Raw genomic sequence first — 21959 nt, forward strand, 5'->3', positions numbered from 1 at the left:
GCCCCCTGTGAGATACGGTAGTCGCTTAGCAAATTGGAGAGAAATCTCCAAATGGGAGTTTAGCTCAGCTGGGAGAGCATCTGCCTTACAAGCAGAGGGTCAGCGGTTCGATCCCGTTAACTCCCATAGGTCCCGTAGTGTAGCGGTTATCACGTCGCCCTGTCACGGCGAAGATCGCGGGTTCGATTCCCGTCGGGACCGTTGAAACGATTCAATCATCTGTTTCAATTAATATAATTAAGTAAAGACTCGTTAGCTCAGTTGGTAGAGCAATTGACTTTTAATCAATGGGTCGCTGGTTCGAGCCCAGCACGAGTCATATGCGGGTTTGGCGGAATTGGCAGACGCACCAGATTTAGGATCTGGCGCTTTCGGGCGTGGGGGTTCAAGTCCCTTAACCCGCATATAAGAAATTTTAATAGGCCGGCTTAGCTCAGTTGGTAGAGCATCTGATTTGTAATCAGAGGGTCGCGTGTTCAAGTCATGTAGCCGGCATTAAGAAAAGATTGCGAACGTAGTTCAGTGGTAGAACACCACCTTGCCAAGGTGGGGGTCGCGGGTTCGAATCCCGTCGTTCGCTTTGAGAGGCCGGGGTGGCGGAACTGGCAGACGCACAGGACTTAAAATCCTGCGATGGCAACATCGTACCGGTTCGATTCCGGTCCTCGGCATGCATTTTATAGAAGCACCCTTAGCTCAACTGGATAGAGTACCTGACTACGAATCAGGCGGTTAGAGGTTCGAATCCTCTAGGGTGCATTACTCGCTTAATGAAGACATTAGGGGAGGTTTATTTTTAAGTAATAACGGGAAGTAGCTCAGCTTGGTAGAGTACTTGGTTTGGGACCAAGGTGTCGCAGGTTCGAATCCTGTCTTCCCGATTATATTTTTGGCGGTGTAGCTCAGCTGGCTAGAGCGTCCGGTTCATACCCGGGAGGTCGGGGGTTCGATCCCCTTCGCCGCTATCATCACTTGTGCTGGACCTTTAGCTCAGCTGGTTAGAGCTCTCGGCTCATAACCGAGCGGTCGTAGGTTCAAGTCCTACAAGGTCCATATAAATGGAGGATTACCCAAGTCCGGCTGAAGGGAACGGTCTTGAAAACCGTCAGGCGTGTAAGAGCGTGCGTGGGTTCGAATCCCACATCCTCCTTTATTTTAGAATATATTTTATTGGCTCGGTAGCTCAGTTGGTAGAGCAATGGATTGAAGCTCCATGTGTCGGCGGTTCGATTCCGTCTCGCGCCATAACTTGTCCAAGTTACTGTCTTGGGCGCGTAGCTCAGATGGTTAGAGCGCACGCCTGATAAGCGTGAGGTCGGTGGTTCGATTCCACTCGTGCCCATTCTATATTAATGGAGAATTACTCAAGAGGCTGAAGAGGACGGTTTGCTAAATCGTTAGGTCGGGTAACTGGCGCAAGGGTTCGAATCCCTTATTCTCCGTAGAAAGCGAGATTATCTTTTGATATTCTCGTTTTATTGTATCTTTTGATGTGGGTGAGAGTATGTTTAAGTTTTATAAGTATATAATAGCTATTTTTTTATTCTTTTTTGTTTCAATTTCACTTTTATTTGCTACTTATTCTAACTCAGATAGCTCCTCATTTGTTGATTCTTCTGTAAGATTTTTTATAAATCCTATTCAGAGAGTTTTGTCAGCACCTGTTGTTTATATTTCAAGTCAGGTTGACCTAATTGATGATTTATTTGCTTCCTACTCGGAGAATAGAGAGTTAAAAAGAATATCTTTAGAATTCGATACTTTGAATGCAGAGAACGATTCTTTAAAAAAAGAAAATGAGTCTTTGAAAGCTAATCTTGAGTTGTCCACGTCTCATCCTGATATTGATTTTTCTGTTGGGGAGGTTCTTGTAAGAACACCAAGTTTGTGGACTAAAGAGTTGATTATTAATATTGGTGAGTCTTCAAATATTAGTAAGAATACCTTGGTTTTGTCAAATGGTGGAGTTATTGGAACGGTTTCAACGGTTTCAACTGACTCAGCTGTAATTAAGCTTATTACTAATTCTGATGACTTTACTAAAATACCTGTCAAGATTGGTTCAGGTGATAATGTTGTTTACGGTATTTTATCCGGATATGATTTAGATTCAAATACTTTTATAATCAATCAGTTGAATTCTACTTCAGCTATTGAGACTGGTTCATCAGTGGTTACAAGTGACCTAGCTGGTACGCTTCCTGCTAATTTGAAAATTGGAGAGGTATCTTCTGTTAAAGAAAGTAATGATAGTTTAAATAGAGAAGTTTATATTAAGCCAGCAGCGAATTTCTCTAATATTTATTCTGTGTCGGTGGTGAAACAATAATGGATTTTAAAAAGAATAGTTTCATGTCTGCACTTGTCATCTTATTTTTGTTCCTTCTTGATGGTCAGTTATCTACCTTGTTAACGAATCTTTCACCTGCTTTTACCTCAATCTCTATACATCTGGTATTTATTTATGCGCTTCATAGAATAAATAGAGATTCTTTCCAACTTATGTTCATTACTTATATTTTTTTAGGTCTTTTGTATGATATTTATTATTTTAATTTTATAGGTTTTGCTACAAGTTTATTTCCTATGACTATATTACTAATCTACTTTTTCAATAGGAATGTTTATTTCGTTGGGCTTACAAGATTATTGTCTTTTCTAGTTGTTCTGTTTTTACTAGAGATATTTAGTTTCTTGATAGCTAGTCTTTTTAATATGACAGATTTGTCAGTTTCTGTATTTGTTTTCTTTAATTTATTACCAACTTTGATTTGCAATCTATTATTATTTTTCCTGACGTTACCTCTGTTTGAAAATTTCAGTCAGAGGGAACAAGACATAGAAATGTAATAATTGCGTAATATACTTGCGAAATATTTTTGATAAACTGATAAGGTCAGAAAGAATAGAGGTGTTATTACTGTTTATGAAAAAGAATATCTTAGCTACTCTTATGTTGAGTACAATTATTTTATCAAATGTTACTTCTTTAACAGTAGTTTCTGCTAATGATTATGATAGTCAAATTGCAGCACAAGAAAATAAAATTAATGAGATTGCAGCTGAACAGGCTAGTACTCAAGCTCAAGTAGATGAGCTACAAGCGAAAGTAAATACAATTCTTGCAGAACAGGCTTCTTTACAAGAAGAGAATACTCGACTGGAAGCTGAGTCTAAAGAGCTAATTGCTGAAATTGAGAGATTAGCAGCTGATATTGTATCTCGTGATGCTGCTTTGAAAGAACAGGCTAGAAGTGCTCAAACAGACGGTTCTGTATCGAGCTATATTAATACTATTTTAGATTCAAAATCTATTGTTGATGCAGTTTCCCGTGTTAATGCCATGAATGAAATTGTTTCAGCAAATAATAGAATGTTGGAACAGCAAAAGTCTGATAAGATTACAATTGAAGAAAAGCAAAAAGCCAATCAGGAAGCTATTAATACCGTTGAGACTAACTGGAAAAAATTAGATGATGTTGCTCAAGAATTGAAAACTCAAGAAGCAGCGTTAAAAGTTGCACAGTTATCATTGGCTGCGGAAAAAGCTTCAGCGGAAAATGAAAAAGCTAGTTTGTTGGAGCAAAAAGCAGTAGCTGAAGAAGCAGCAAGAAAAGCTGCTGAAGAACAAGCAGCTTACCAAGCTCGTCAGGCACAACTTGCTCAACAGCAACAGCAAGCAGTGGCTCCTGTTCAAGCAGCACCTGCTACAGGAACAGCTATTGAAAACGTTGCTTCAACAACTCCTCAGTCTTCTTCAGTTGAAGTGTCATCTGCACCTGCTTCAACAACAGTATCTACTACGTCTGCAACGGCAGCATCTACTGCGAATGTAGCAACTACATCGTCATCAAATTCTTCAGTTGCAGTAAGCAATAGTAGTAGTGCTAATACTTACCCAGTAGGTCAATGTACATGGGGAGCAAAACAAGCTGCTCCGTGGGTTGGGAACTATTGGGGAAATGCAAACCAATGGTTATACTCAGCTTCAGCTGCTGGCTTCAGTACGGGTTCAACACCAGTAGTCGGTGCGGTAGCGGTTTGGACTTCAGGTGCTTATGGACATGTGGCAGTTGTTACTGCAGTAAATGGTTCGCAAATTCAAGTTGTAGAATCAAATTTTAATGGAAATATGTACGTTGGCAATTTCCGTGGTTGGTTTGATGCAGCAGCAAGTGGAGTTTCAGGCTATATCTATCCGTAAATATGATTTTTTGCTACTTTTTTAACTGTAGTGGATTGATGTCAGTTAACATCTAGAGAACGGGAAAGACATCCATGACGTTTCCGCCCTCACCCACAAAATAATGAAAACGAACATAAAGCCCTCACTAGGTGTAACATCTTAGTGAGGGCTTTGTGGTTGACGAGTTAATGATGCTATTCATCGAGGGCAAAACTGATCCACTCTACTGACGAGAACCCCAAAACATGCGATAGGCATGAGTATAAAAATACGACTAAAATAATGAACACGGATTGGTCTATTGCCTCGGAGTTTCGTTCCCAATGAAACCATTCAAGAATTGAGGGAGTTGACCAGACAGCGAAAACATTATGTGGAAAGTCGCAATCGAGAAACAAACCGTATCCATAAAATTCTTCGGTCAGGTGGTATCAAGCCAACAACCTATATTGAAGATATTATGGGGCTATCTGGACGTAATCTCCTTCAGCTACTGGCTGATGGGACGCCTATCACACCTCGCATTGTCCATCAATCCGTTTACACTAGCTTGAAGAAGAAAGTGCCTCAGCTTCTGGAAGCCTTGGACGGTTATTTCTCTGACCATCATCGCTTCATGTTAAAGCAGTCTTTAGAGATTTATGATTTTTATCAGAAGAAGGTTGAGTTGTTAGAAGAGCGAATGAATATCTATCTATCACAATATGAAAATCATGTAGAAATATTGGATTCCATCTCAGGCATTGATGTCATTACAGCTTCTGTTATCATTTCTGAGGTTGGTGTTGACGTGAGTCAGTTTCCTACTGCTAGACATTTAGCTTCTTGGGCTGGACTATGTCCAGGTAATAATGAGAGTGTTGGTAAGAAACGAAGTACCAAGATTCGACACGGAAATTCTTATTTGAAGAAATGTTTATGCCAAGCCGCTTTCGCTATCAAAAAACAAAAAGGTAGTCCCCTAGCCAATATCATGAAGTTAAGCATTTAAATAATTAAAGGAACTATTCCCGTCCGAGCAATTGATGACCAAACGGGAATAGTTTTTGTATTTAGGGCGCACAAAAAGGATGTTTTTTAACCCAATTTTTCAACTATTATGTTACTCTATAAGTGAAGCTTACAGGTACCTTGCTTCTTATCTTTCTTTGGAATGTTCGATTAGGTCGGACGATGGATAAATGTTTGGCAATGTAGGTTTCCAATTGGAAGGAAGAGAGTTTGTTTCTACGAAATTTTCGACAAGCATAAACAGCGTCTGAAAAACAAATCCTACCCGTTGTGCTAGTTAATTCTAGCCAAATAAAAAAACTTTGCGTATCATAAACTCAAAACAACCACGAAATGAGGGAATGATATGCAAAGCCAACATTATTATCTCGCAAATCCCAATCAAACACAAGTTATTTTTTCAAAAATCTTGATCCAAGTTCTCGCTTTATATGAGCGATTTGTTCCCCATGAGGTTCAAAATCGGCGAAACATCCACCTACAAAAACAGTCTGATGTCGTTGTTATCGCTAGCTATCTTTGGACAATTCAAGAGGGCTGCCGGACGACAAGTGCTATTTACCGTGCCATTCGTCATAATCACTTCCCTGACAACTTCCCAGAACTGCCGTATCTGTCAAAATCTTGCTCAAAGTATTCAGCGTATACGCTATTATATGGTCTTAGATTTTTATCAAACCTGCTCGTTCGGCTTGATTGACAGCTTTCCTTGTGCACTATGTCACCCCATTCGCAACATGAGAGCTACATTGTTATCAGAGGTGGCAGACATTGGCTATAATGCGACTAAGAAAATCCATTATTATGGCTTGAAATTTTCAGTTCTTGTCAGCGATAGTGGGTTTCCTATTGATTATGTTGTCACACCCGTATCTATTTATGATGGCAATGTTGCTTTGGAGCTGCTTGAAAATAGCCCATTTCCAATCGTTTATGGAGATAAAGGATATGTGGATAGACAGACAAAGGCAGCGTTAGCAGACTGTGGTATCCAGTTAATTTCTCAACTCAGAAAAAACTTGATGGGTTATTCATGGCTAGAAAATTACAAAATAAGTCGATTGAGGAAACCAGTGGAGACCGTATTTTCTAGCTTAGAGCAGTTTGGAATGGAGGCTTTACGTTGCCGAAACATTCAGGCGCTCAAATTTAAGACAGAAGCTATATTACTTATCTATTCTCTTTTGCTTAAAAGCAGTCATACTGAATTTGGTATCAGCTTAAAATATTCCCTTGCTTACGCTTGATTAGCTAGCACAACGGGTAAATCTTATAAATCTGTTTTAACTTTGATATTTTAATAGCAACGTGTGAGGTTAGCCATTTACAAACATTAAAATTGATAAAGTGAGCGTAGATTTTTTGGAGAATCCCTTCCTTCTTTTTTTGCATGAAAATGAGTCAGACCGATACTGTATTTTAGGTCACGAAAACTGGTCTCTATGCCCCATCTGTAGGCATAGAGATCTTTTAATTTTTCTGGAGAATAATTGGTGTTTGTCACCAAAGTTTCAAAGAAACCTGGCTTGATTTCGAGACGCACCATTCGAAAATGAAGTTCGTAAAACAGGGGTGGATCACTTTTTTGGCTAGAGCTTGGTAGAAAGTCAAAGGGTGTGCGATTAGGTAAACAGCGATAGTGATTAGGAAAATTTTGATACTGTTGTTTCATCTCATTGGTCTGTTTCCGACAGATGTTTAGGTCAAATTTTTCATCAAAACAAGGGGTGTCAGGGAGGTTAAATCCTGATTTCGCTGTCGGAGTTCATCTGAGTAGGATAGGAGTTTTCTAGGATTTCCTTGTTAGTCAAATGCATGCGAAACATAGGGCGATGAAATCGTTTATCGCTGAGTTTACGGCTATCTTGTTGAAGTAAATCAGTCCGGTGGACTGATTTAGCCTGAGCCTAGAAATAAGAAAGCGAGGTTTCCAGTAGCGTTTCAAAGCACGGTATTCGTGCGATTTTCTGTCGAATTGATTCATAATTTGAATACGGATACGGTTCATAGCTCGACTAAGGTGTTGCACGATATGAAAGCTATCGAGTACTATCTTGGCATTTGGGAGTGAAACAGTCTGGGAATAGACTGTTTCAGCCTGAGCCTTGAAATGGGAGGGCGAAGGGTATAGGCAATTTGTAGTAGGGACTAAACATAACCATGGTGATCACTTTGACCCGATTTTTAACTTTCTAGGATAGCGTAGAAAGTGGTTTCGGATGGTTCCTTGAGTTCTTACACAAAGGATAGCAATGACGTTTAGGGAGTTGAAATCTTGAGCGATAAAGCTCATCTTCCCCTTCTTGAAGGCAGCTCAACCAGTCTATCCCCAGACTGTTTGACTCCCAACTCATCACCTCAGGTAAGGTATTCCAATCCGTTTCAAACTTGAACTCATTTAGCTTTCGACTAACTGATGATGTTGAGATAGATAGCCTGTGTGCAATATGTGTCATTGCTTGATTTTCGATGAGTAATTGGGCGATTTTCTGGTTAACAGAGACAGATACTTGGTGGTTTTTCTTGACAAGAGGAGTTTCAGCGACAGCCGTTTTCCCACAATCTTTACACTTGAAGCGACGCTTTCGAAGACGGATAAGCAGTGGGAAACTAGCAGTTTCTAGATAGGGGATTTTGGAGGCTTTTTGGAAATCGTATTTAGCCATTTGTCCCTTGCAGGAGGGACATTTAGGGGCTATGTAATCCAAGTGACCGTGGAGTTCTAAGTGAGTTCCTAGGTCATATTCATTAGAGATAGTAATATTTTTGTCTTTAATTCTGAGCAAATTTGTGATAAGAGCTTCGCTTTTCAATTTCTAGGCTCAGGAATCAAGAGTCGTTCCCTGACTCTTGATTTGTTCCATATGTGTTTTTCTAATGCGAGTTTAGTCGTTTTCTATTATAGGTCATATGGGACTTTTTTCTATACTCAAAAAGGCTCCATAATCTCTCTAGTGGATTTTCCTACTACAGTCTTATAGAGCATTTTTATGTTCATAGGAGATAAGCTTTAAAGGGTTGAGGAAAGTCTTTTTCAATATTTAAGACAATCAAAATCGGTTTTTTAAATCACTAACTAATAACAAATTAGATATAGAAATGTAAAATATGTGTAATATAGTCACATTATTTTTTAATAAAATGGTATAGTCAGAAAGTATAGAGGAGTTAGTATTTGTTTATGAAGAAAAAAATCTTAGCATCTTTAATGTTGAGTACTATAGTTTTATCAAATGTAAATTATGCGTTTGTAATCAATGCAAATGATGTAGATAGTCAGATTGCTGCAAAAAATCAACAGATCAATGAACTTACGGCGCAACAAACAGCTGCTCAACAGCAGGTGGATTCAATTCAAGGTCAGGTTAATGAAATTGTTGCAGAGCAAGAAAAATTAACTGAAGAAAATATTCGCTTGGAAAATGAGTCGAAGGCCTTATCAGCTGAAATTGATAAATTATCAGCAGATATTGTTTCTAGAGACGGCGCCTTGAAAGAGCAAGCACGAAGTGCTCAGACAGATGCTTCAGCATCAAGCTATATTAATACAATTCTAGATTCAAAATCTATTGTTGATGCTGTTTCTCGTGTAAACGCAATGCGTGAGATTGTTGCTGCAAATAATCGTATGTTAAATCAGCAAAAACTTGACAAAGAGGCAATTGTTGAAAAACAGAAAGCTAATCAAGAAGCAATTAATGTATTGGCAGCAAATCGTCAGAAATTGGAAGATGATGAGCAGGTTTTGAAAGTTCGTCAAGCTGAATTGCAAGTTGCACAATTGAATCTCGCTGCAGAGAAAGCAACTGCTGAAGATGAAAAAAATGATTTAATTGCTCAAAAGGCTGCAGCAGAAGAAGCAGCACGTCAAGCGGCAGCACGTCAAGCGGAATACGAAGCTCAGCAGGCTGCTCTGGCTCAACAACAAGCAGCTTCAGCGGTGGCACAGGTTATAGCAACAGTATCTACCCCTAAAGCAACAACTGAAAATAAAACTGAAGAGCAAACTGCTCCAGCCGTAAGTTCAACTGCAGCTTCAACTCCAGTTGTTTCAACACCAACGACTACAGCAACTAGTTCAAATATAAGTAACACTGTTTCTTCAGGAAGTTCATCTGCAGCAGCAAGTAATGCCAAATATGATGCTTCTTCTTACCCGATTGGGGAATGTACTTGGGGAGTTAAGTCACAAGTTTCTTGGGTTGGACCTTACTGGGGAAATGCTAACCAGTGGGTTGCTTCAGCTCGTGCAGAAGGATTCAGTGTAGGTACAACTCCACAGGTTGGAGCAGTTGCAGTATGGGTCGGTGGTGCTTATGGTCACGTTGCTCTAGTAACAGCAGTAGAAAGCTCTACAAATATTCAAGTTTCTGAATCGAACTATAATGGCCATCGCTATATTGGTAATCATCGTGGCTGGTTTAATCCAACAACTACATCTGAAGGTGCAGTTTACTATATTTACCCATAATCGTTCGATCCTTGGTTTATCCAAGGATTTTTTAAGAAAATTCTAATATTATCTATATCTTTTATTTTTGTTTGAAAATTGGTCTAAAAAGGTTTAAAATAGTAGAGTAGAAAAATCTAGGAGGATATCATGGCGTTTACCGACTTAAAGTTGTTTGCACTTTCGTCCAATCAACAGTTAGCAGAGAAGGTTGCAAAAAAAATTGGAATTCCTTTGGGGAAATCAAGTGTTCGTCAATTTTCAGATGGTGAAATTCAAGTAAATATTGAAGAATCAATTCGTGGCAGTCACGTTTTCATCCTTCAATCTACTAGCTCACCTGTAAATGATAATTTAATGGAAATTTTGATCATGGTAGATGCTTTGAAACGAGCATCTGCTGAGTCGATAAATGTTGTTGTTCCTTATTACGGCTATGCTCGTCAGGATCGTAAGGCTCGTGCTCGTGAGCCAATCACATCAAAATTGGTTGCCAATATGCTGGAAACTGCTGGAGTGGATCGTTTGTTGACCATCGACCTCCATGCTGCCCAGATTCAAGGATTCTTTGACATTCCTGTGGATCATTTGATGGGGGCACCACTTATTGCGGATTATTTTGAGCGTCGCGGGATGACAGGTGATGGCTACGTGGTGGTTTCACCAGACCATGGTGGTGTGACCCGTGCGCGTAAACTGGCGCAATTTTTGAAAACACCGATTGCGATTATTGACAAGCGTCGTAGTGTTGATAAGATGAATACATCTGAAGTTATGAATATCATCGGAAATATCGAGGGCAAGACTTGTATCCTAATTGATGATATGATTGATACGGCAGGGACTATCTGTCATGCGGCAGATGCCTTGGCGGAAGCTGGTGCAACAGCTGTCTATGCATCTTGTACTCACCCTGTTTTGTCAGGACCAGCTATGGACAATATCACTAAGTCAGCCATTGAAAAATTGGTGGTCTTGGACACTATTGAAATTCCTCAAGAACGTTTGATTGAGAAGATTGAGCATATTTCAACAGCTGATTTGTTGGCGGATGCCATTATTCGTATCCATGAAAAACGTCCACTATCACCTCTATTTGAAACAAAGATTACCAAATAATAGTTGGAAGAGCCGTCAGGCTCTTCTTTTTGGTATAATATTCTTATATAATTAATGAGAACATTAAGAAAAGCGTATGATTTTAGGAAATCTAGGTGGAAGTCGGTAGGACTTCAAGGGGATTTATAGTCGAATGAATTAGCTTTCAGACAAGGAACTGAGGTGCAGGCTGCTAGAACAGCCTAGAGGCTGTTCTAGGTTGGAGATAAGACTTGCGAAGCTAGTTACTTTCGTAGAGTACGGCAAGCCGAAAGTGACGATGTATCAAAGTTAATTCAAATGACTATATCTAAATCACTAGCTTTTTAGTTCACATACAATTATGAGTTTAAGGGGGGCTTGCTATGAAGTTACATGACCGTTTTAATAAGAATTTAGACCGTATCGAGGTTTCGATGATTCGTCAGTTTGATCAGTCCATTTCGGATGTTCCAGGAATTTTGAAACTGACCTTGGGCGAGCCTGATTTTACAACGCCTGATCATGTCAAAGAAGCGGCCAAGGCCGCCATTGATGCCAACAAGAGCTATTATACTGGTATGGCTGGACTTTTGGAGTTGCGTCAGGCTGCAGCTGAGTTTGTGGCTGAAAAATACAACTTGCACTACAATCCAGATACGGAAATTTTATCTACTATTGGTGCGACAGAGGCTTTATCAGCAAGCCTTGTAGCTATTTTGGAGGCTGGGGATACGGTTCTTTTACCTGCTCCTGCCTATCCTGGCTATGAGCCTATTGTCAATATGGTGGGAGCAGACATCGTTGAAATCGATACGACGGCAAATGATTTTGTGTTGACACCTGAGATGTTGGAAGAGGCGATTATTGAGCAGGGTGATAAGCTAAAAGCTGTCATTCTCAACTATCCTGCTAATCCAACAGGTGTGACCTACTCACGTGAGCAGATTCAGGCTTTTGCGGATGTCTTGCGTAAGTACCCTGTCTTTGTCCTTTCGGATGAGGTCTATGCGGAGTTGACTTACACTGGTCAGCCTCATACTTCGATTGCGGAGTTTTTGCCAGAACAGACCATTTTGATTCAGGGATTGTCCAAGTCTCATGCCATGACAGGTTGGCGGATTGGCTTGATTATGAGTCAGGCTCCGATTATCGCTCAAATCATCAAGAGCCACCAATATCTCGTGACTGCAGCATCAACTGCTATGCAGTATGGTGCGGTTGAGGCCTTGAAAAACGGTAAGGATGATGCTCTTCCGATGCGGGCGGAGTACGTCAAGCGTAGGGATTACATCATCGAGAAGATGACGGACTTGGGCTTTAAAATTATCAAGCCTGATGGAGCATTTTACATCTTTGCAAAAATTCCTATGGGTTACAATCAAGATTCCTTTAGCTTCTTACAAGACTTTGCGAGAAAGAAAGCGGTGGCCTTAATTCCGGGTGCAGCCTTCGGTCAGTATGGTGAAGGCTATGTGCGAATTTCCTACGCAGCAAGTATGGAGAAGATTCAAACAGCTATGGCTCGTTTGAAGGAATATCTAGAAGAAAATGGAACGAATTGAAACCAGGGGATTAGTCCTATATAATCGGAATTTTCGAGAAGATGACAAGCTGGTCAAGATTTTTACGGAGAAGGCTGGCAAGCGAATGTTTTTCGTGAAACATGCCTCTAAGTCCAAGCTGGTAGCTTCTATCCAGCCTTTGACCTATGCGGATTTTATCGTTAAAATCAATGATGATGGTCTGTCTTATATTGAAGATTTTCATCAGGTACAGCCATTTAAGAATATTAACGGTGATATTTTCAAGCTTAGCTATGCTACCTACATCTTAGCCTTGGCAGATGCTGCCTTGCAGGACAAGGTCTATGACCCAGCTCTCTTTGCTTTTTTGGTCAAGACCTTGGACTTGATGGAGTCAGGTTTGGACTACGAAGTTCTGACCAATATCTTTGAAATTCAGCTCTTGGGACGTTTTGGGATCAGTCTGAATTTTCACGAGTGTGCTTTTTGTCATCGGGTTGGCTTGCCTTTTGATTATTCTTACAAGTACAGCGGTGTCTTGTGTCCGCAACACTATCAACAAGATGAGCGACGGGCTTATCTGGATCCCAATGTTCCCTATCTACTTGATCAATTTCAGGCTATTTCCTTTGATGAGCTGGAAACCATTTCCATCAAGCCTGAGATGAAGCGAAAATTACGGCTTTTTATTGACCAGCTGTACGAGGAATATGTGGGGATTCACTTGAAATCCAAGAAATTTATAGATGATTTGTCTTCTTGGGGACAGATTATGAAACCAAGAACAGAAAATGAGGAAACAGAATGAAACGTATTGCAGTAGATGCTATGGGTGGGGACCACGCCCCTCAGGCAGTGGTAGAAGGTGTCAATCAAGCCTTGGCTGCCTTTCCAGACATTGAAATTCAACTTTATGGTGATGAGGCCAAAATCAAGCAGTATTTGACAGCGACAGAGCGTGTCAGCATCGTCCATACGACGGAGAAAATCAATTCAGATGATGAGCCTGTCAAGGCTATTCGTCGTAAGAAAGAGGCTTCGATGGTCCTAGCGACCAAGGCTGTCAAGGATGGTCAGGCAGATGCGGTCTTGTCAGCTGGAAATACAGGTGCTCTGTTGGCGGCAGGCGTCTTTGTCGTCGGTCGTATCAAGAACATCGACCGTCCTGGTCTTATGTCCACTCTTCCTACTATGGACGGTAAGGGATTTGATATGATGGATTTGGGGGCAAATGCTGAAAATACAGCTCATCACCTCTATCAGTATGGTATTCTTGGCTCATTTTACGCGGAGCATGTGCGTGGTGTCAAACAACCTCGTGTGGGACTTTTGAACAACGGTACGGAAGATACCAAGGGCACGCCAGTTCACCAAGAGGCTTATAAACTCTTGTCAGAAGACAAGTCGATCAACTTTATCGGCAATGTGGAGGCGCGTGAGTTGCTCAACAGCGTGGCGGATGTGGTCGTGACGGATGGTTTCACGGGAAACGCTGTGCTGAAAACCATTGAGGGAACTGCAAAATCCATCCTTGGCCAGTTGACGGACTCAATCAAGAATGGCGGTCTGCGTGCTAAATTGGGAGGCTTACTGGTCAAACCAACCTTGAAAAAGGCCTTGGGGGCTATGGACTATAAAACTGCAGGTGGTGCTGTCTTGCTTGGTCTGAAAGCACCTGTCATCAAGGCGCATGGATCCAGCGATGCCCAGTCGATTTTCTATACTATTAAGCAGACGCGTTCTATCTTGGATGCTGGTATTGTCGAAAAATCAGTGGCGAAATTTTCAGTAGTGGAGGAATAACATGATTAGAGAGCAGGTCTATCAGCGGGTTGTTGAATTGATTCAGGATGAAAAGGGAGAAGATTTTCAAGTTCAACCTGAATCTACCTTGGTAGATAATATCGCAGCGGATTCGGTGGAAATTATGGAATTCGTATTGACCTTGGAAGACGAGTTTGGTGTCGATGTTCCAGATGCCGCGATTGAGCGCTTTGAAACATTAGAAGATATTGTGGATTTTATTTGGAGTCAATTAAAAGAACGTTCGTAGATTACGGGCGTTTTTCTTTTTATTCGATAGCATTTTAGATTTTTATTTGTTAACACGAATGTTATGTGATAAAATAAACGAAAAGACTAGAATATTTTATGAAAGGCGAACATTCTTATGAAAACAGACCTTCTCTATTCAGGAAAAGCAAAAGACATCTACGCAACGGCTGATAGTGACCAGATTGTTGCGGTTTACAAGGACCAGGCGACGGCTTTTAATGGTGGTAAGAAAGAACAGATTGTGGGCAAGGGCCGGCTCAATAATTTGATTTCATCTTTGATTTTTGAAAAATTGAATGAAGCTGGTGTCTCAACGCATTTTATCAAGCGTTTGTCAGACACAGATCAGTTAAATAGAAAAGTGGATATCATTCCTCTCGAGGTTGTTTTGCGAAATGTGACAGCTGGGTCTTTCTCAAAACGCTTTGGGGTGGAAGAAGGGATTGACTTATCTACTCCTATCGTGGAATTTTACTATAAAAAAGATGAGTTGGACGATCCTTTTATCAACGACGAACATATTGCTTTTCTTAATCTAGCTAGTTCAGAAGAAATTGCCTATATCAAGGAAGAAACAAGACGAATCAATGAATTCTTGAAGGACTTGTTTGCTCAGATTGGGCTGACTTTGGTGGACTTCAAGCTAGAATTTGGGGTTGACTCGTCTGGTCAGATTTTATTGGCGGATGAGTTTTCTCCTGATAATTGTCGTTTATGGGATGCGGATGGCAACCATCTGGACAAGGATGTTTTCCGTCGGGGTCTCGGGGAGTTGACCGAGGTTTACGAGGTCGTATTGGCAAAGTTACAAGAAGTGAAATAAGGATTGGAAAAAATGGCGAAGCGGATTTTTGTTGAGAAGAGGGCGGATTTTCAGATTAAGGCGGAGGCTCTTCGCAAGGAGTTGACCCATAATTTACAGTTGACAAGTCTGTCAAGTTTGCGGTTAGTGCAGGTTTACGATGTTTTCAATCTTGAGGAGGATTTGTTAGAGCAGGCCATCAAGCACATCTTTACCGAGCAAGTGACGGACAAGGTCTTGTCGGAAGCTGAGCTTGATTTGGAGGAGGCTGCTTATTTTGCGATTGAGGCTCTTCCTGGGCAGTTTGACCAGCGGGCTGCCAGCAGTCAGGAGGCCCTTCTCTTATTGGGCAGTCGTCAGGAGGCGCGTGTCAATACAGGTCAGCTCTATATTTTGAACGGTGATGTGCAGGAAGAAGAATTAGCTGCCATCAAGAATTATTTGCTCAACCCTGTGGATTCGCGATTCAAGGATATGGATGCTCCTTTGGTGGCTCAGGAGTTTTCGGTGTCAGATACCGTCATTCCAAGCTTGGACTTTTTTGATAGCTACGGGGCGGAAGAGTTTACAACTTACAAGCGAGAAGCTGGCTTGGCCATGGAAGTGGAAGACCTGCTCTTCATTCAGGACTATTTCAAGTCAATTGGTCGAATGCCAACTGAGACAGAACTCAAGGTCTTGGATACTTATTGGAGTGACCACTGCCGTCATACGACGTTTGAAACGGAGCTCAGGTCTATTGATTTTTCAGCTTCAAAATTCCACAAGCAATTGCAGGCGACTTATGACAAGTATCTGGCGATGCGGACAGAATTAGGTCGGACAGATAAGCCACAGACGCTCATGGATATGGCGACAATTTTTGGTCGTTACGAGCGGGCCAATGGTCGTCTGGATGACATGGAAGTGTCAGATGAAATCAATGCCTGCTCGGTAGAGATTGAAGTGGATGTGGATGGCGTAAAAGAGCCATGGCTCCTCATGTTCAAGAATGAAACTCACAATCATCCTACTGAAATCGAGCCTTTTGGTGGTGCCGCAACCTGTATCGGTGGAGCTATTCGTGATCCTTTGTCAGGTCGTTCTTATGTTTATCAAGCCATGCGGATTTCAGGTGCGGGCGATATCACCCAGCCGCTGACAGCGACACGTCCAGGGAAATTGCCACAGCAAATCATTTCCAAAACAGCGGCACATGGCTATTCTTCTTATGGAAACCAAATTGGTCTTGCAACTACCTATGTACGTGAATATTTCCACCCAGGCTTTGTCGCAAAACGCATGGAATTAGGTGCCGTTGTCGGTGCTGCTCCTAAGGAAAATGTGGTTCGTGAAAAACCAGTCGCAGGCGATGTGGTCATCTTGTTGGGTGGCAAAACAGGCCGTGACGGTATCGGTGGAGCAACAGGCTCATCCAAGGTGCAGACAGTCGAGTCTGTGGAAAGAGCTGGTGCAGAAGTCCAAAAAGGAAATGCCATTGAAGAACGTAAAATTCAGCGTTTGTTCCGAAATGGTAACGTTACACGCCTTATCAAAAAATCCAATGACTTCGGTGCAGGAGGTGTCTGCGTTGCCATTGGTGAGCTGGCAGACGGTCTTGAAATAGACTTGGACAAGGTCCCGCTCAAGTATGCAGGCTTGAATGGAACGGAGATTGCCATTTCCGAATCACAGGAGCGGATGAGTGTAGTTGTCCGTCCAGAAGACGTAGATGCCTTTATCGCAGCCTGTCGTGAGGAAAATATCCATGCGGTTGTCGTAGCCAAAGTTACTGAAAAACCAAACCTGGTCATGACTTGGAATGGTCAAACCATTGTTGATTTGGAACGTTCCTTCCTTGATACCAACGGTGTGCGCGTGGTGGTGGACGCCAAGGTGGTTGACAGTTCTGTCAACCTACCAGAAACACGTAGGACATCTACTGAAACACTACAAGAGGACTTGAAAGAACTTTTATCAGACCTCAACCATACTAGCCAAAAAGGTTTGCAGACGATTTTCGACTCATCTGTTGGTCGTTCAACCGTCAACCACCCACTCGGAGGTCGTCACCAGCTGACACCGACTGAAAGTTCTGTGCAAAAGTTGCCTGTCCAGCAGGGTGTGACGACAACGACTTCGGTCATGGCTCAGGGTTACCATCCTTATCTGGCAGACTGGTCCCCTTACCACGGGGCTGCCTATGCGGTCATCGAAGCGACGGCTCGCTTGGTTGCAACAGGTGCTAACTGGTCCAAGGCTCGCTTCTCCTATCAGGAGTATTTCCAGCGGATGGACAAGCAGGCAGAGCGTTTTGGTCAGCCAGTAGCAGCACTTCTGGGCTCTATCGAGGCTCAGATTCAGCTTGGTTTGCCGTCTATCGGTGGTAAGGACTCCATGTCTGGTACCTTTGAGGACTTGACTGTTCCGCCGACCTTGGTTGCCTTTGGTGTGACAACAGCAGACAGCCGCAAGGTTCTCTCACCTGAGTTCAAGGCGGCTGGCGAGCACATTTATTACCTACCAGGCCAGATTTTATCAGAAGACATTGATTTTGCCTTGATGAAGTCTAATTTTGAGACTTTTGAAAAATGGCAGAGCGATTATGCGATTACGGCTGCTAGTGCAGTTAAATATGGAGGCATTCTAGAAAGTTTAGCCCTCATGTCCTTTGGTAACCAAGTCGGAGCAAGAGTTGAGCTTGCAGACCTTGAAACCAGCTTGACAGGCCAGCTCGGTGGCTTTGTCTTCACATCGCAAGAAGACATTCCAGATGCTGTGAAAATTGGACAAACCACCGCTGACTTTACACTCCTTGTCAACGGTGTCAACCTAGCTGGACAGGATTTGCAGGCAGCCTTTGAAGGCAAACTAGAAGAAGTGTATCCAACAGAATTTGAACAGGCGACGGAGTTGCAGGATGTTCCGGCAGTCACAAGTTCAGCGGTTATAAAAGCAAAAGAAGCCGTTGAGGTTCCTGTAGTTTACATCCCAGTCTTCCCAGGTACTAACTCAGAATATGATTCTGCGAAGGCCTTTGAACAGGCTGGTGCAAAAGTCAATCTTGTTCCGTTTGTAACCCTGGATGCAGAGAGTATTGAAAAGTCGGTTGACACTATGGTTGACAATATCACCAAGGCCAATATTCTTTTCTTCGCAGGGGGATTCTCAGCTGCGGATGAGCCAGACGGGTCTGCCAAGTTTATCGTGACCATCTTACGAAACGCCAAGGTCCGCTCTGCTATTGACCAATTTATCGAAAAAGGTGGCCTCATCATCGGTATCTGTAATGGTTTCCAAGCTCTTGTCAAATCGGGCTTGCTACCTTATGGAAACTTTGAGGAGGCGGGTGCAAGCAGTCCGACCCTTTTCTACAACGATGCCAACCAGCACGTTGCCAAAATGGTGGAAACGCGGATTGCCAATGTCAACTCACCGTGGTTGGCAGGTGTCCAGGTCGGTGACATTCACGCTATTCCAGTTTCCCACGGGGAAGGAAAATTTGTAGTGACAGACGAGGAATTTGCTATCTTTCGGGACAATGGTCAGATTTTCAGCCAATACGTTGACTTTACAGGTCAGCCAAGCATGGATTCTAAGTACAATCCAAATGGATCCAGCCATGCTATTGAAGGTATTACCAGTCGCAACGGACAAATCATCGGGAAAATGGGGCATTCCGAGCGTTACGAGGACGGTCTTTTCCAAAATATTCCAGGTAAGAAAGACCAAGGATTGTTTGTTTCAGCAGTTCGCTATTTTACAGGAAAATAAATATGACATATGAAGTTAAATCACTCAATGAAGAATGCGGAGTTTTCGGTATTTGGGGACATCCGCAGGCTGCTCAGGTGACCTATTTTGGTCTACATAGCTTGCAGCACCGAGGACAAGAAGGAGCTGGGATTTTGGCCAATGATGGCGGACAATTGCGTCGCCATCGCGGAACAGGGCTGATTGCAGAAGTCTTTAAAAATCCGGCGGATTTAGAAGCCTTGACAGGAACGGCTGCTATTGGTCATGTCCGCTATGCAACTTCTGGCTCTGCTTCTATCAATAATATCCAGCCCTTCCTATTTGATTTTGCAGATATGCAGGTGGGTTTGGCACATAATGGGAATTTGACCAACGCGGTCAGTTTGAAGGCTGAATTGGAAAAAAATGGTTCCATTTTCTCTTCTTCTTCTGACACTGAAATTCTCATGCACTTGATTCGTCGCAGTCACAATCCAGACTTTATGGGAAAAATCAAGGAAGCCCTCAATACTGTTAAAGGGGGCTTTGCCTACCTGATCTTGTTAGAAGATAAATTGGTTGCTGCCTTGGACCCTAACGGTTTCCGTCCACTTTCAATTGGCAAAATGAAAAATGGTGCCTGGGTAGTTGCCAGCGAAACTTGTGCTTTTGAAGTAGTGGGGGCTGACTGGGTGCGAGATGTGGAGCCTGGTGAAATTGTCGTCATTGATGATTCAGGAATTCAATATGATAGCTATACAAGAGATACGCAACTGGCTGTTTGCTCTATGGAGTATGTCTATTTTGCCCGACCGGACTCGGTTATTCATGGTGTCAATGTCCACACGGCTCGTAAAAACATGGGCCGTCGTTTGGCCCGGGAATTTCAACATGAAGCGGATATCGTGGTTGGTGTGCCAAACTCCTCCCTATCTGCAGCTATGGGATTTGCAGAGGAATCTGGTTTGCCAAATGAAATGGGGCTGATTAAAAACCAATATACCCAGCGGACCTTTATTCAACCGACACAGGAATTGCGAGAGCAGGGTGTGCGCATGAAGTTGTCAGCTGTTTCAAGTGTTGTCAAAGGCAAGCGGGTGGTCATGATTGACGACTCCATTGTTCGCGGTACAACTAGCCGTCGCATTGTCCAGCTTCTTCGTGATGCAGGGGCAAAAGAAGTTCATGTGGCTATCGGCAGCCCTGAACTCAAGTACCCATGTTTCTATGGGATTGATATCCAGACCCGTCGGGAGCTGATTTCAGCCAATCACACCGCTGAGGAAGTCTGTGAGATTATTGGAGCCGACAGCCTGACCTACCTCTCTCTTGAAGGGATGATTGAGGCCATTGGCATCAACACAGATGCACCTAAAGGTGGGCTTTGTGTGGCCTATTTTGATGGAGAATTTCCAACGCCTCTCTATGACTATGAGGAAGAATATCTCCGTAGCCTAGAAGAGAAAACGAGTTTTTATATCGAGAATGTCAAGTAAGTGACAGAGTTGTCAAGTATGCTTGACAGACCTGTAAACTGTTGAAAGGAATTAAAATGACAAATAAAAATGCATATGCCCAGTCGGGCGTTGACGTCGAAGCTGGCTATGAAGTGGTTGAGCGGATTAAGAAACACGTTGCTCGGACAGAACGTTTGGGCGTTATGGGAGCTCTCGGTGGCTTTGGCGGGATGTTTGATTTGACCAAACTGGATGTTAAAGAGCCAGTCTTAGTATCTGGGACAGACGGCGTGGGAACCAAGCTCATGCTAGCTATCCAGTACGACAAACATGATACCATTGGTCAGGATTGCGTGGCCATGTGTGTCAACGACATTATCGCTGCAGGTGCGGAGCCACTTTATTTCCTCGACTACATCGCGACAGGAAAAAACGAGCCTGCCAAGCTGGAGCAGGTGGTTGCAGGTGTGGCGGAAGGCTGTGTCCAGGCAGGTTGTGGATTGATTGGCGGTGAAACGGCTGAGATGCCTGGCATGTACGGCGAGGATGACTATGACCTAGCTGGCTTTGCCGTCGGTATTGCGGAGAAGTCCCAGGTTATTGACGGCAGTAAGGTCCAGGAGGGCGATATTCTCCTCGGCCTAGCTTCCAGTGGTATCCACTCCAACGGCTATTCCCTTGTCCGACGCGTTTTTGCAGATGTTTCTGGCGACGCTCTGTTACCAGAGCTCAACAGCAGAGCCCTTAAGGATGTCCTCTTAGAGCCGACCCGCATCTATGTCCAGCAGGTGTTGCCTCTGGTAAAAGCAGGGCTGGTCAATGGCATTGCCCATATCACAGGCGGTGGCTTCATCGAAAATATTCCCCGTATGTTTGCTGATAATCTTGCAGCTGAGATTGAAGAAGATAAGATTCCTGTCCTTCCAATCTTTACAGCCCTTGAAAAATATGGCCAGATCAAACATGAAGAAATGTTTGAAATCTTCAATATGGGTATCGGATTGGTCCTGTCAGTCAGTCCAGACAAGGTTGACAGTGTCTGTCAACTAGTTGACGAGGAAGTTTACACCATTGGTCGCATCATCGCCAAGGAAGATAAGAGTGTGGTCATCAAATGAAACGAATAGCAGTGTTTGCATCAGGCAATGGCTCTAATTTCCAAGTCATCGCAGAGCAGTTTGAAGTAGCCTTTGTCTTTTCAGACCGTAGAAACGCCTATGTCTTGGAACGAGCTGAAAAACTAGGGGTGCCTGCCTTTGCTTTTGAATTAAAAGAGTTTGCAGATAAGCAGGCCTACGAAGAAGCTATTATCCAACTGCTAGACCAACATCAGATTGACTTGGTCGTCTTGGCAGGTTATATGAAGATTGTGGGACCAACCCTGCTGGCTCAGTACGAAGGTCGGATCATCAATATCCACCCAGCCTACTTGCCTGAATTTCCCGGTGCTCATGGGATTGAAGATGCCTGGCAGTCAGGCGTATCTGAAAGTGGCGTAACAGTCCACTGGGTTGACAGCGGCGTTGACACAGGACAAATTATCCAGCAAGTCCGAGTACCAAGGCTGGCTGAGGATACCCTGGAAACCTTCGAAGCAAGAATACATGAAGCGGAGTACCAACTCTATCCAGCAGTTTTGGAGGAGTTGGGGGGGATATATAAATAATCAATAGGGGACATA

The 21959-nt window shown here is 42.9% G+C and carries 14 protein-coding genes, 15 tRNA genes and 5 pseudogenes; 31 read left to right on the top strand and 3 right to left on the bottom strand.

Features of this window, described 5'->3' with window-relative positions; genetic code table 11:
- Nucleotides 1-53 precede the first annotated feature (53 nt).
- The 19 genes and pseudogenes from NF418_RS07610 to NF418_RS07695 form a co-directional block, all read left to right on the top strand.
- Nucleotides 54-126 (top strand) — tRNA-Val (locus NF418_RS07610).
- A gap of 2 nt (nucleotides 127-128) precedes the next feature.
- Nucleotides 129-201 (top strand) — tRNA-Asp (locus NF418_RS07615).
- 45 nt (nucleotides 202-246) lie between these two features.
- Nucleotides 247-319, top strand: a tRNA-Lys gene (locus tag NF418_RS07620).
- Nucleotides 320-322: 3 nt separating this feature from the next.
- Nucleotides 323-404 (top strand) — tRNA-Leu (locus tag NF418_RS07625).
- An 18-nt stretch (nucleotides 405-422) separates the two neighbouring features.
- A tRNA-Thr gene (locus NF418_RS07630) sits at nucleotides 423-495 on the top strand.
- Nucleotides 496-508: 13 nt separating this feature from the next.
- Nucleotides 509-580, top strand: a tRNA-Gly gene (locus NF418_RS07635).
- Nucleotides 581-587: 7 nt separating this feature from the next.
- A tRNA-Leu gene (locus NF418_RS07640) sits at nucleotides 588-671 on the top strand.
- A 14-nt stretch (nucleotides 672-685) separates the two neighbouring features.
- Nucleotides 686-759, top strand: a tRNA-Arg gene (locus NF418_RS07645).
- A 48-nt stretch (nucleotides 760-807) separates the two neighbouring features.
- Nucleotides 808-881, top strand: a tRNA-Pro gene (locus tag NF418_RS07650).
- 10 nt (nucleotides 882-891) lie between these two features.
- Nucleotides 892-965 (top strand) — tRNA-Met (locus tag NF418_RS07655).
- A 14-nt stretch (nucleotides 966-979) separates the two neighbouring features.
- Nucleotides 980-1053 (top strand) — tRNA-Ile (locus NF418_RS07660).
- Nucleotides 1054-1060: 7 nt separating this feature from the next.
- Nucleotides 1061-1150, top strand: a tRNA-Ser gene (locus NF418_RS07665).
- A gap of 22 nt (nucleotides 1151-1172) precedes the next feature.
- Nucleotides 1173-1245, top strand: a tRNA-Phe gene (locus NF418_RS07670).
- A gap of 23 nt (nucleotides 1246-1268) precedes the next feature.
- Nucleotides 1269-1342: transfer RNA gene (locus NF418_RS07675), tRNA-Ile, on the top strand.
- 12 nt (nucleotides 1343-1354) lie between these two features.
- A tRNA-Ser gene (locus tag NF418_RS07680) sits at nucleotides 1355-1442 on the top strand.
- Nucleotides 1443-1504: 62 nt separating this feature from the next.
- Entirely contained in the window at nucleotides 1505-2329 is an 825-nt protein-coding gene (mreC, locus tag NF418_RS07685; protein WP_256779091.1) for a rod shape-determining protein MreC, read from the top strand.
- A gap of 23 nt (nucleotides 2330-2352) precedes the next feature.
- On the top strand, nucleotides 2353-2850 hold the full coding sequence (gene mreD, locus NF418_RS10710; RefSeq protein WP_373325953.1) for a rod shape-determining protein MreD: 498 nt from the start codon (nucleotides 2353-2355) through the stop codon (nucleotides 2848-2850).
- Nucleotides 2851-2926: 76 nt separating this feature from the next.
- A complete protein-coding gene (gene pcsB, locus NF418_RS07690) occupies nucleotides 2927-4204 on the top strand; it encodes a peptidoglycan hydrolase PcsB (protein WP_256779092.1) in 1278 nt (425 codons plus the stop codon).
- A gap of 268 nt (nucleotides 4205-4472) precedes the next feature.
- A pseudogene (locus NF418_RS07695) lies at nucleotides 4473-5156 on the top strand (IS110 family transposase); the annotation flags it as partial.
- 127 nt (nucleotides 5157-5283) lie between these two features.
- Here NF418_RS07695 and NF418_RS07700 read toward each other — a convergent pair.
- A pseudogene (locus tag NF418_RS07700) lies at nucleotides 5284-5466 on the bottom strand (IS4 family transposase); the annotation flags it as partial.
- 77 nt (nucleotides 5467-5543) lie between these two features.
- Between NF418_RS07700 and NF418_RS07710 the strand changes: the two are divergent.
- Nucleotides 5544-6444: pseudogene (locus NF418_RS07710) on the top strand (IS982 family transposase).
- A 19-nt stretch (nucleotides 6445-6463) separates the two neighbouring features.
- On the opposite strand, the pseudogene NF418_RS07715 reads toward NF418_RS07710, so the two are convergent.
- Together NF418_RS07715 and NF418_RS07720 are read right to left on the bottom strand one after the other, a co-directional pair.
- Nucleotides 6464-6950: pseudogene (locus NF418_RS07715) on the bottom strand (transposase); the annotation flags it as partial.
- 2 nt (nucleotides 6951-6952) lie between these two features.
- A pseudogene (locus NF418_RS07720) lies at nucleotides 6953-8010 on the bottom strand (transposase); the annotation flags it as partial.
- A 368-nt stretch (nucleotides 8011-8378) separates the two neighbouring features.
- Between NF418_RS07720 and pcsB (NF418_RS07725) the strand changes: the two are divergent.
- The 11 genes from pcsB (NF418_RS07725) to purN all read left to right on the top strand — a co-directional run bounded on the left by pcsB (NF418_RS07725) (nucleotide 8379) and on the right by purN (nucleotide 21944).
- Nucleotides 8379-9668 (top strand): peptidoglycan hydrolase PcsB, encoded by a 1290-nt coding sequence (gene pcsB, locus NF418_RS07725; RefSeq protein ID WP_256779093.1) that lies wholly within the window; start codon nucleotides 8379-8381, stop codon nucleotides 9666-9668.
- Nucleotides 9669-9797: 129 nt separating this feature from the next.
- Nucleotides 9798-10766 carry a ribose-phosphate diphosphokinase gene (locus NF418_RS07730; protein WP_105109992.1) on the top strand — a complete coding sequence of 323 codons (969 nt, stop codon included), beginning with the start codon at nucleotides 9798-9800 and terminating at the stop codon, nucleotides 10764-10766.
- Between the two features lie 344 nt (nucleotides 10767-11110).
- The gene (locus tag NF418_RS07735) at nucleotides 11111-12289 is read left to right on the top strand and encodes a pyridoxal phosphate-dependent aminotransferase (RefSeq protein ID WP_256779094.1); all 1179 of its coding nucleotides are present in this window, start codon (nucleotides 11111-11113) and stop codon (nucleotides 12287-12289) included.
- Nucleotides 12276-13058: a DNA repair protein RecO gene (gene recO, locus NF418_RS07740; protein ID WP_014637252.1), complete on the top strand. Its 783-nt coding sequence runs from the start codon at nucleotides 12276-12278 to the stop codon at nucleotides 13056-13058. Before NF418_RS07735 ends, recO begins: the two co-directional genes overlap by 14 nt.
- Nucleotides 13055-14053: a phosphate acyltransferase PlsX gene (plsX, locus tag NF418_RS07745; RefSeq protein ID WP_256779095.1), complete on the top strand. Its 999-nt coding sequence runs from the start codon at nucleotides 13055-13057 to the stop codon at nucleotides 14051-14053. The genes recO and plsX overlap by 4 nt, the downstream gene beginning before the upstream one ends.
- A gap of 1 nt (nucleotide 14054) precedes the next feature.
- Complete coding sequence (locus tag NF418_RS07750; protein ID WP_256779096.1) at nucleotides 14055-14303, top strand: phosphopantetheine-binding protein; 249 nt, start codon at nucleotides 14055-14057, stop codon at nucleotides 14301-14303.
- 117 nt (nucleotides 14304-14420) lie between these two features.
- On the top strand, nucleotides 14421-15128 hold the full coding sequence (purC, locus tag NF418_RS07755) for a phosphoribosylaminoimidazolesuccinocarboxamide synthase (RefSeq protein ID WP_256779097.1): 708 nt from the start codon (nucleotides 14421-14423) through the stop codon (nucleotides 15126-15128).
- A gap of 12 nt (nucleotides 15129-15140) precedes the next feature.
- Nucleotides 15141-18860 carry a phosphoribosylformylglycinamidine synthase gene (locus tag NF418_RS07760; protein WP_256779099.1) on the top strand — a complete coding sequence of 1240 codons (3720 nt, stop codon included), beginning with the start codon at nucleotides 15141-15143 and terminating at the stop codon, nucleotides 18858-18860.
- Between the two features lie 2 nt (nucleotides 18861-18862).
- Nucleotides 18863-20317: an amidophosphoribosyltransferase gene (purF, locus tag NF418_RS07765; RefSeq protein WP_256779100.1), complete on the top strand. Its 1455-nt coding sequence runs from the start codon at nucleotides 18863-18865 to the stop codon at nucleotides 20315-20317.
- A 56-nt stretch (nucleotides 20318-20373) separates the two neighbouring features.
- The gene (gene purM / locus NF418_RS07770) at nucleotides 20374-21396 is read left to right on the top strand and encodes a phosphoribosylformylglycinamidine cyclo-ligase (RefSeq protein ID WP_256779101.1); all 1023 of its coding nucleotides are present in this window, start codon (nucleotides 20374-20376) and stop codon (nucleotides 21394-21396) included.
- Complete coding sequence (purN, locus tag NF418_RS07775; RefSeq protein ID WP_256779102.1) at nucleotides 21393-21944, top strand: phosphoribosylglycinamide formyltransferase; 552 nt, start codon at nucleotides 21393-21395, stop codon at nucleotides 21942-21944. The genes purM and purN overlap by 4 nt, the downstream gene beginning before the upstream one ends.
- The last annotated feature ends 15 nt before the right edge of the window (nucleotides 21945-21959 follow it).

This window comes from Streptococcus suis, from assembly GCF_024509555.1.
Classification (GTDB): domain Bacteria; phylum Bacillota; class Bacilli; order Lactobacillales; family Streptococcaceae; genus Streptococcus; species Streptococcus suis_AD.

Excerpts from the sequence above, each read along its gene's own strand:
- mreC (WP_256779091.1), top strand. The coding sequence starts at position 1,505 with ATGTTTAAGTTTTATAAGTATATAATAGCTATTTTTTTATTCTTTTTT.
- mreD (WP_373325953.1), top strand. The coding sequence starts at position 2,353 with ATGTCTGCACTTGTCATCTTATTTTTGTTCCTTCTTGATGGTCAGTTA.
- pcsB (WP_256779092.1), top strand. The coding sequence starts at position 2,927 with ATGAAAAAGAATATCTTAGCTACTCTTATGTTGAGTACAATTATTTTA.
- pcsB (WP_256779093.1), top strand. The coding sequence starts at position 8,379 with ATGAAGAAAAAAATCTTAGCATCTTTAATGTTGAGTACTATAGTTTTA.
- NF418_RS07730 (WP_105109992.1), top strand. The coding sequence starts at position 9,798 with ATGGCGTTTACCGACTTAAAGTTGTTTGCACTTTCGTCCAATCAACAG.
- NF418_RS07735 (WP_256779094.1), top strand. The coding sequence starts at position 11,111 with ATGAAGTTACATGACCGTTTTAATAAGAATTTAGACCGTATCGAGGTT.
- recO (WP_014637252.1), top strand. The coding sequence starts at position 12,276 with ATGGAACGAATTGAAACCAGGGGATTAGTCCTATATAATCGGAATTTT.
- plsX (WP_256779095.1), top strand. The coding sequence starts at position 13,055 with ATGAAACGTATTGCAGTAGATGCTATGGGTGGGGACCACGCCCCTCAG.
- NF418_RS07750 (WP_256779096.1), top strand. The coding sequence starts at position 14,055 with ATGATTAGAGAGCAGGTCTATCAGCGGGTTGTTGAATTGATTCAGGAT.
- purC (WP_256779097.1), top strand. The coding sequence starts at position 14,421 with ATGAAAACAGACCTTCTCTATTCAGGAAAAGCAAAAGACATCTACGCA.
- NF418_RS07760 (WP_256779099.1), top strand. The coding sequence starts at position 15,141 with ATGGCGAAGCGGATTTTTGTTGAGAAGAGGGCGGATTTTCAGATTAAG.
- purF (WP_256779100.1), top strand. The coding sequence starts at position 18,863 with ATGACATATGAAGTTAAATCACTCAATGAAGAATGCGGAGTTTTCGGT.
- purM (WP_256779101.1), top strand. The coding sequence starts at position 20,374 with ATGACAAATAAAAATGCATATGCCCAGTCGGGCGTTGACGTCGAAGCT.
- purN (WP_256779102.1), top strand. The coding sequence starts at position 21,393 with ATGAAACGAATAGCAGTGTTTGCATCAGGCAATGGCTCTAATTTCCAA.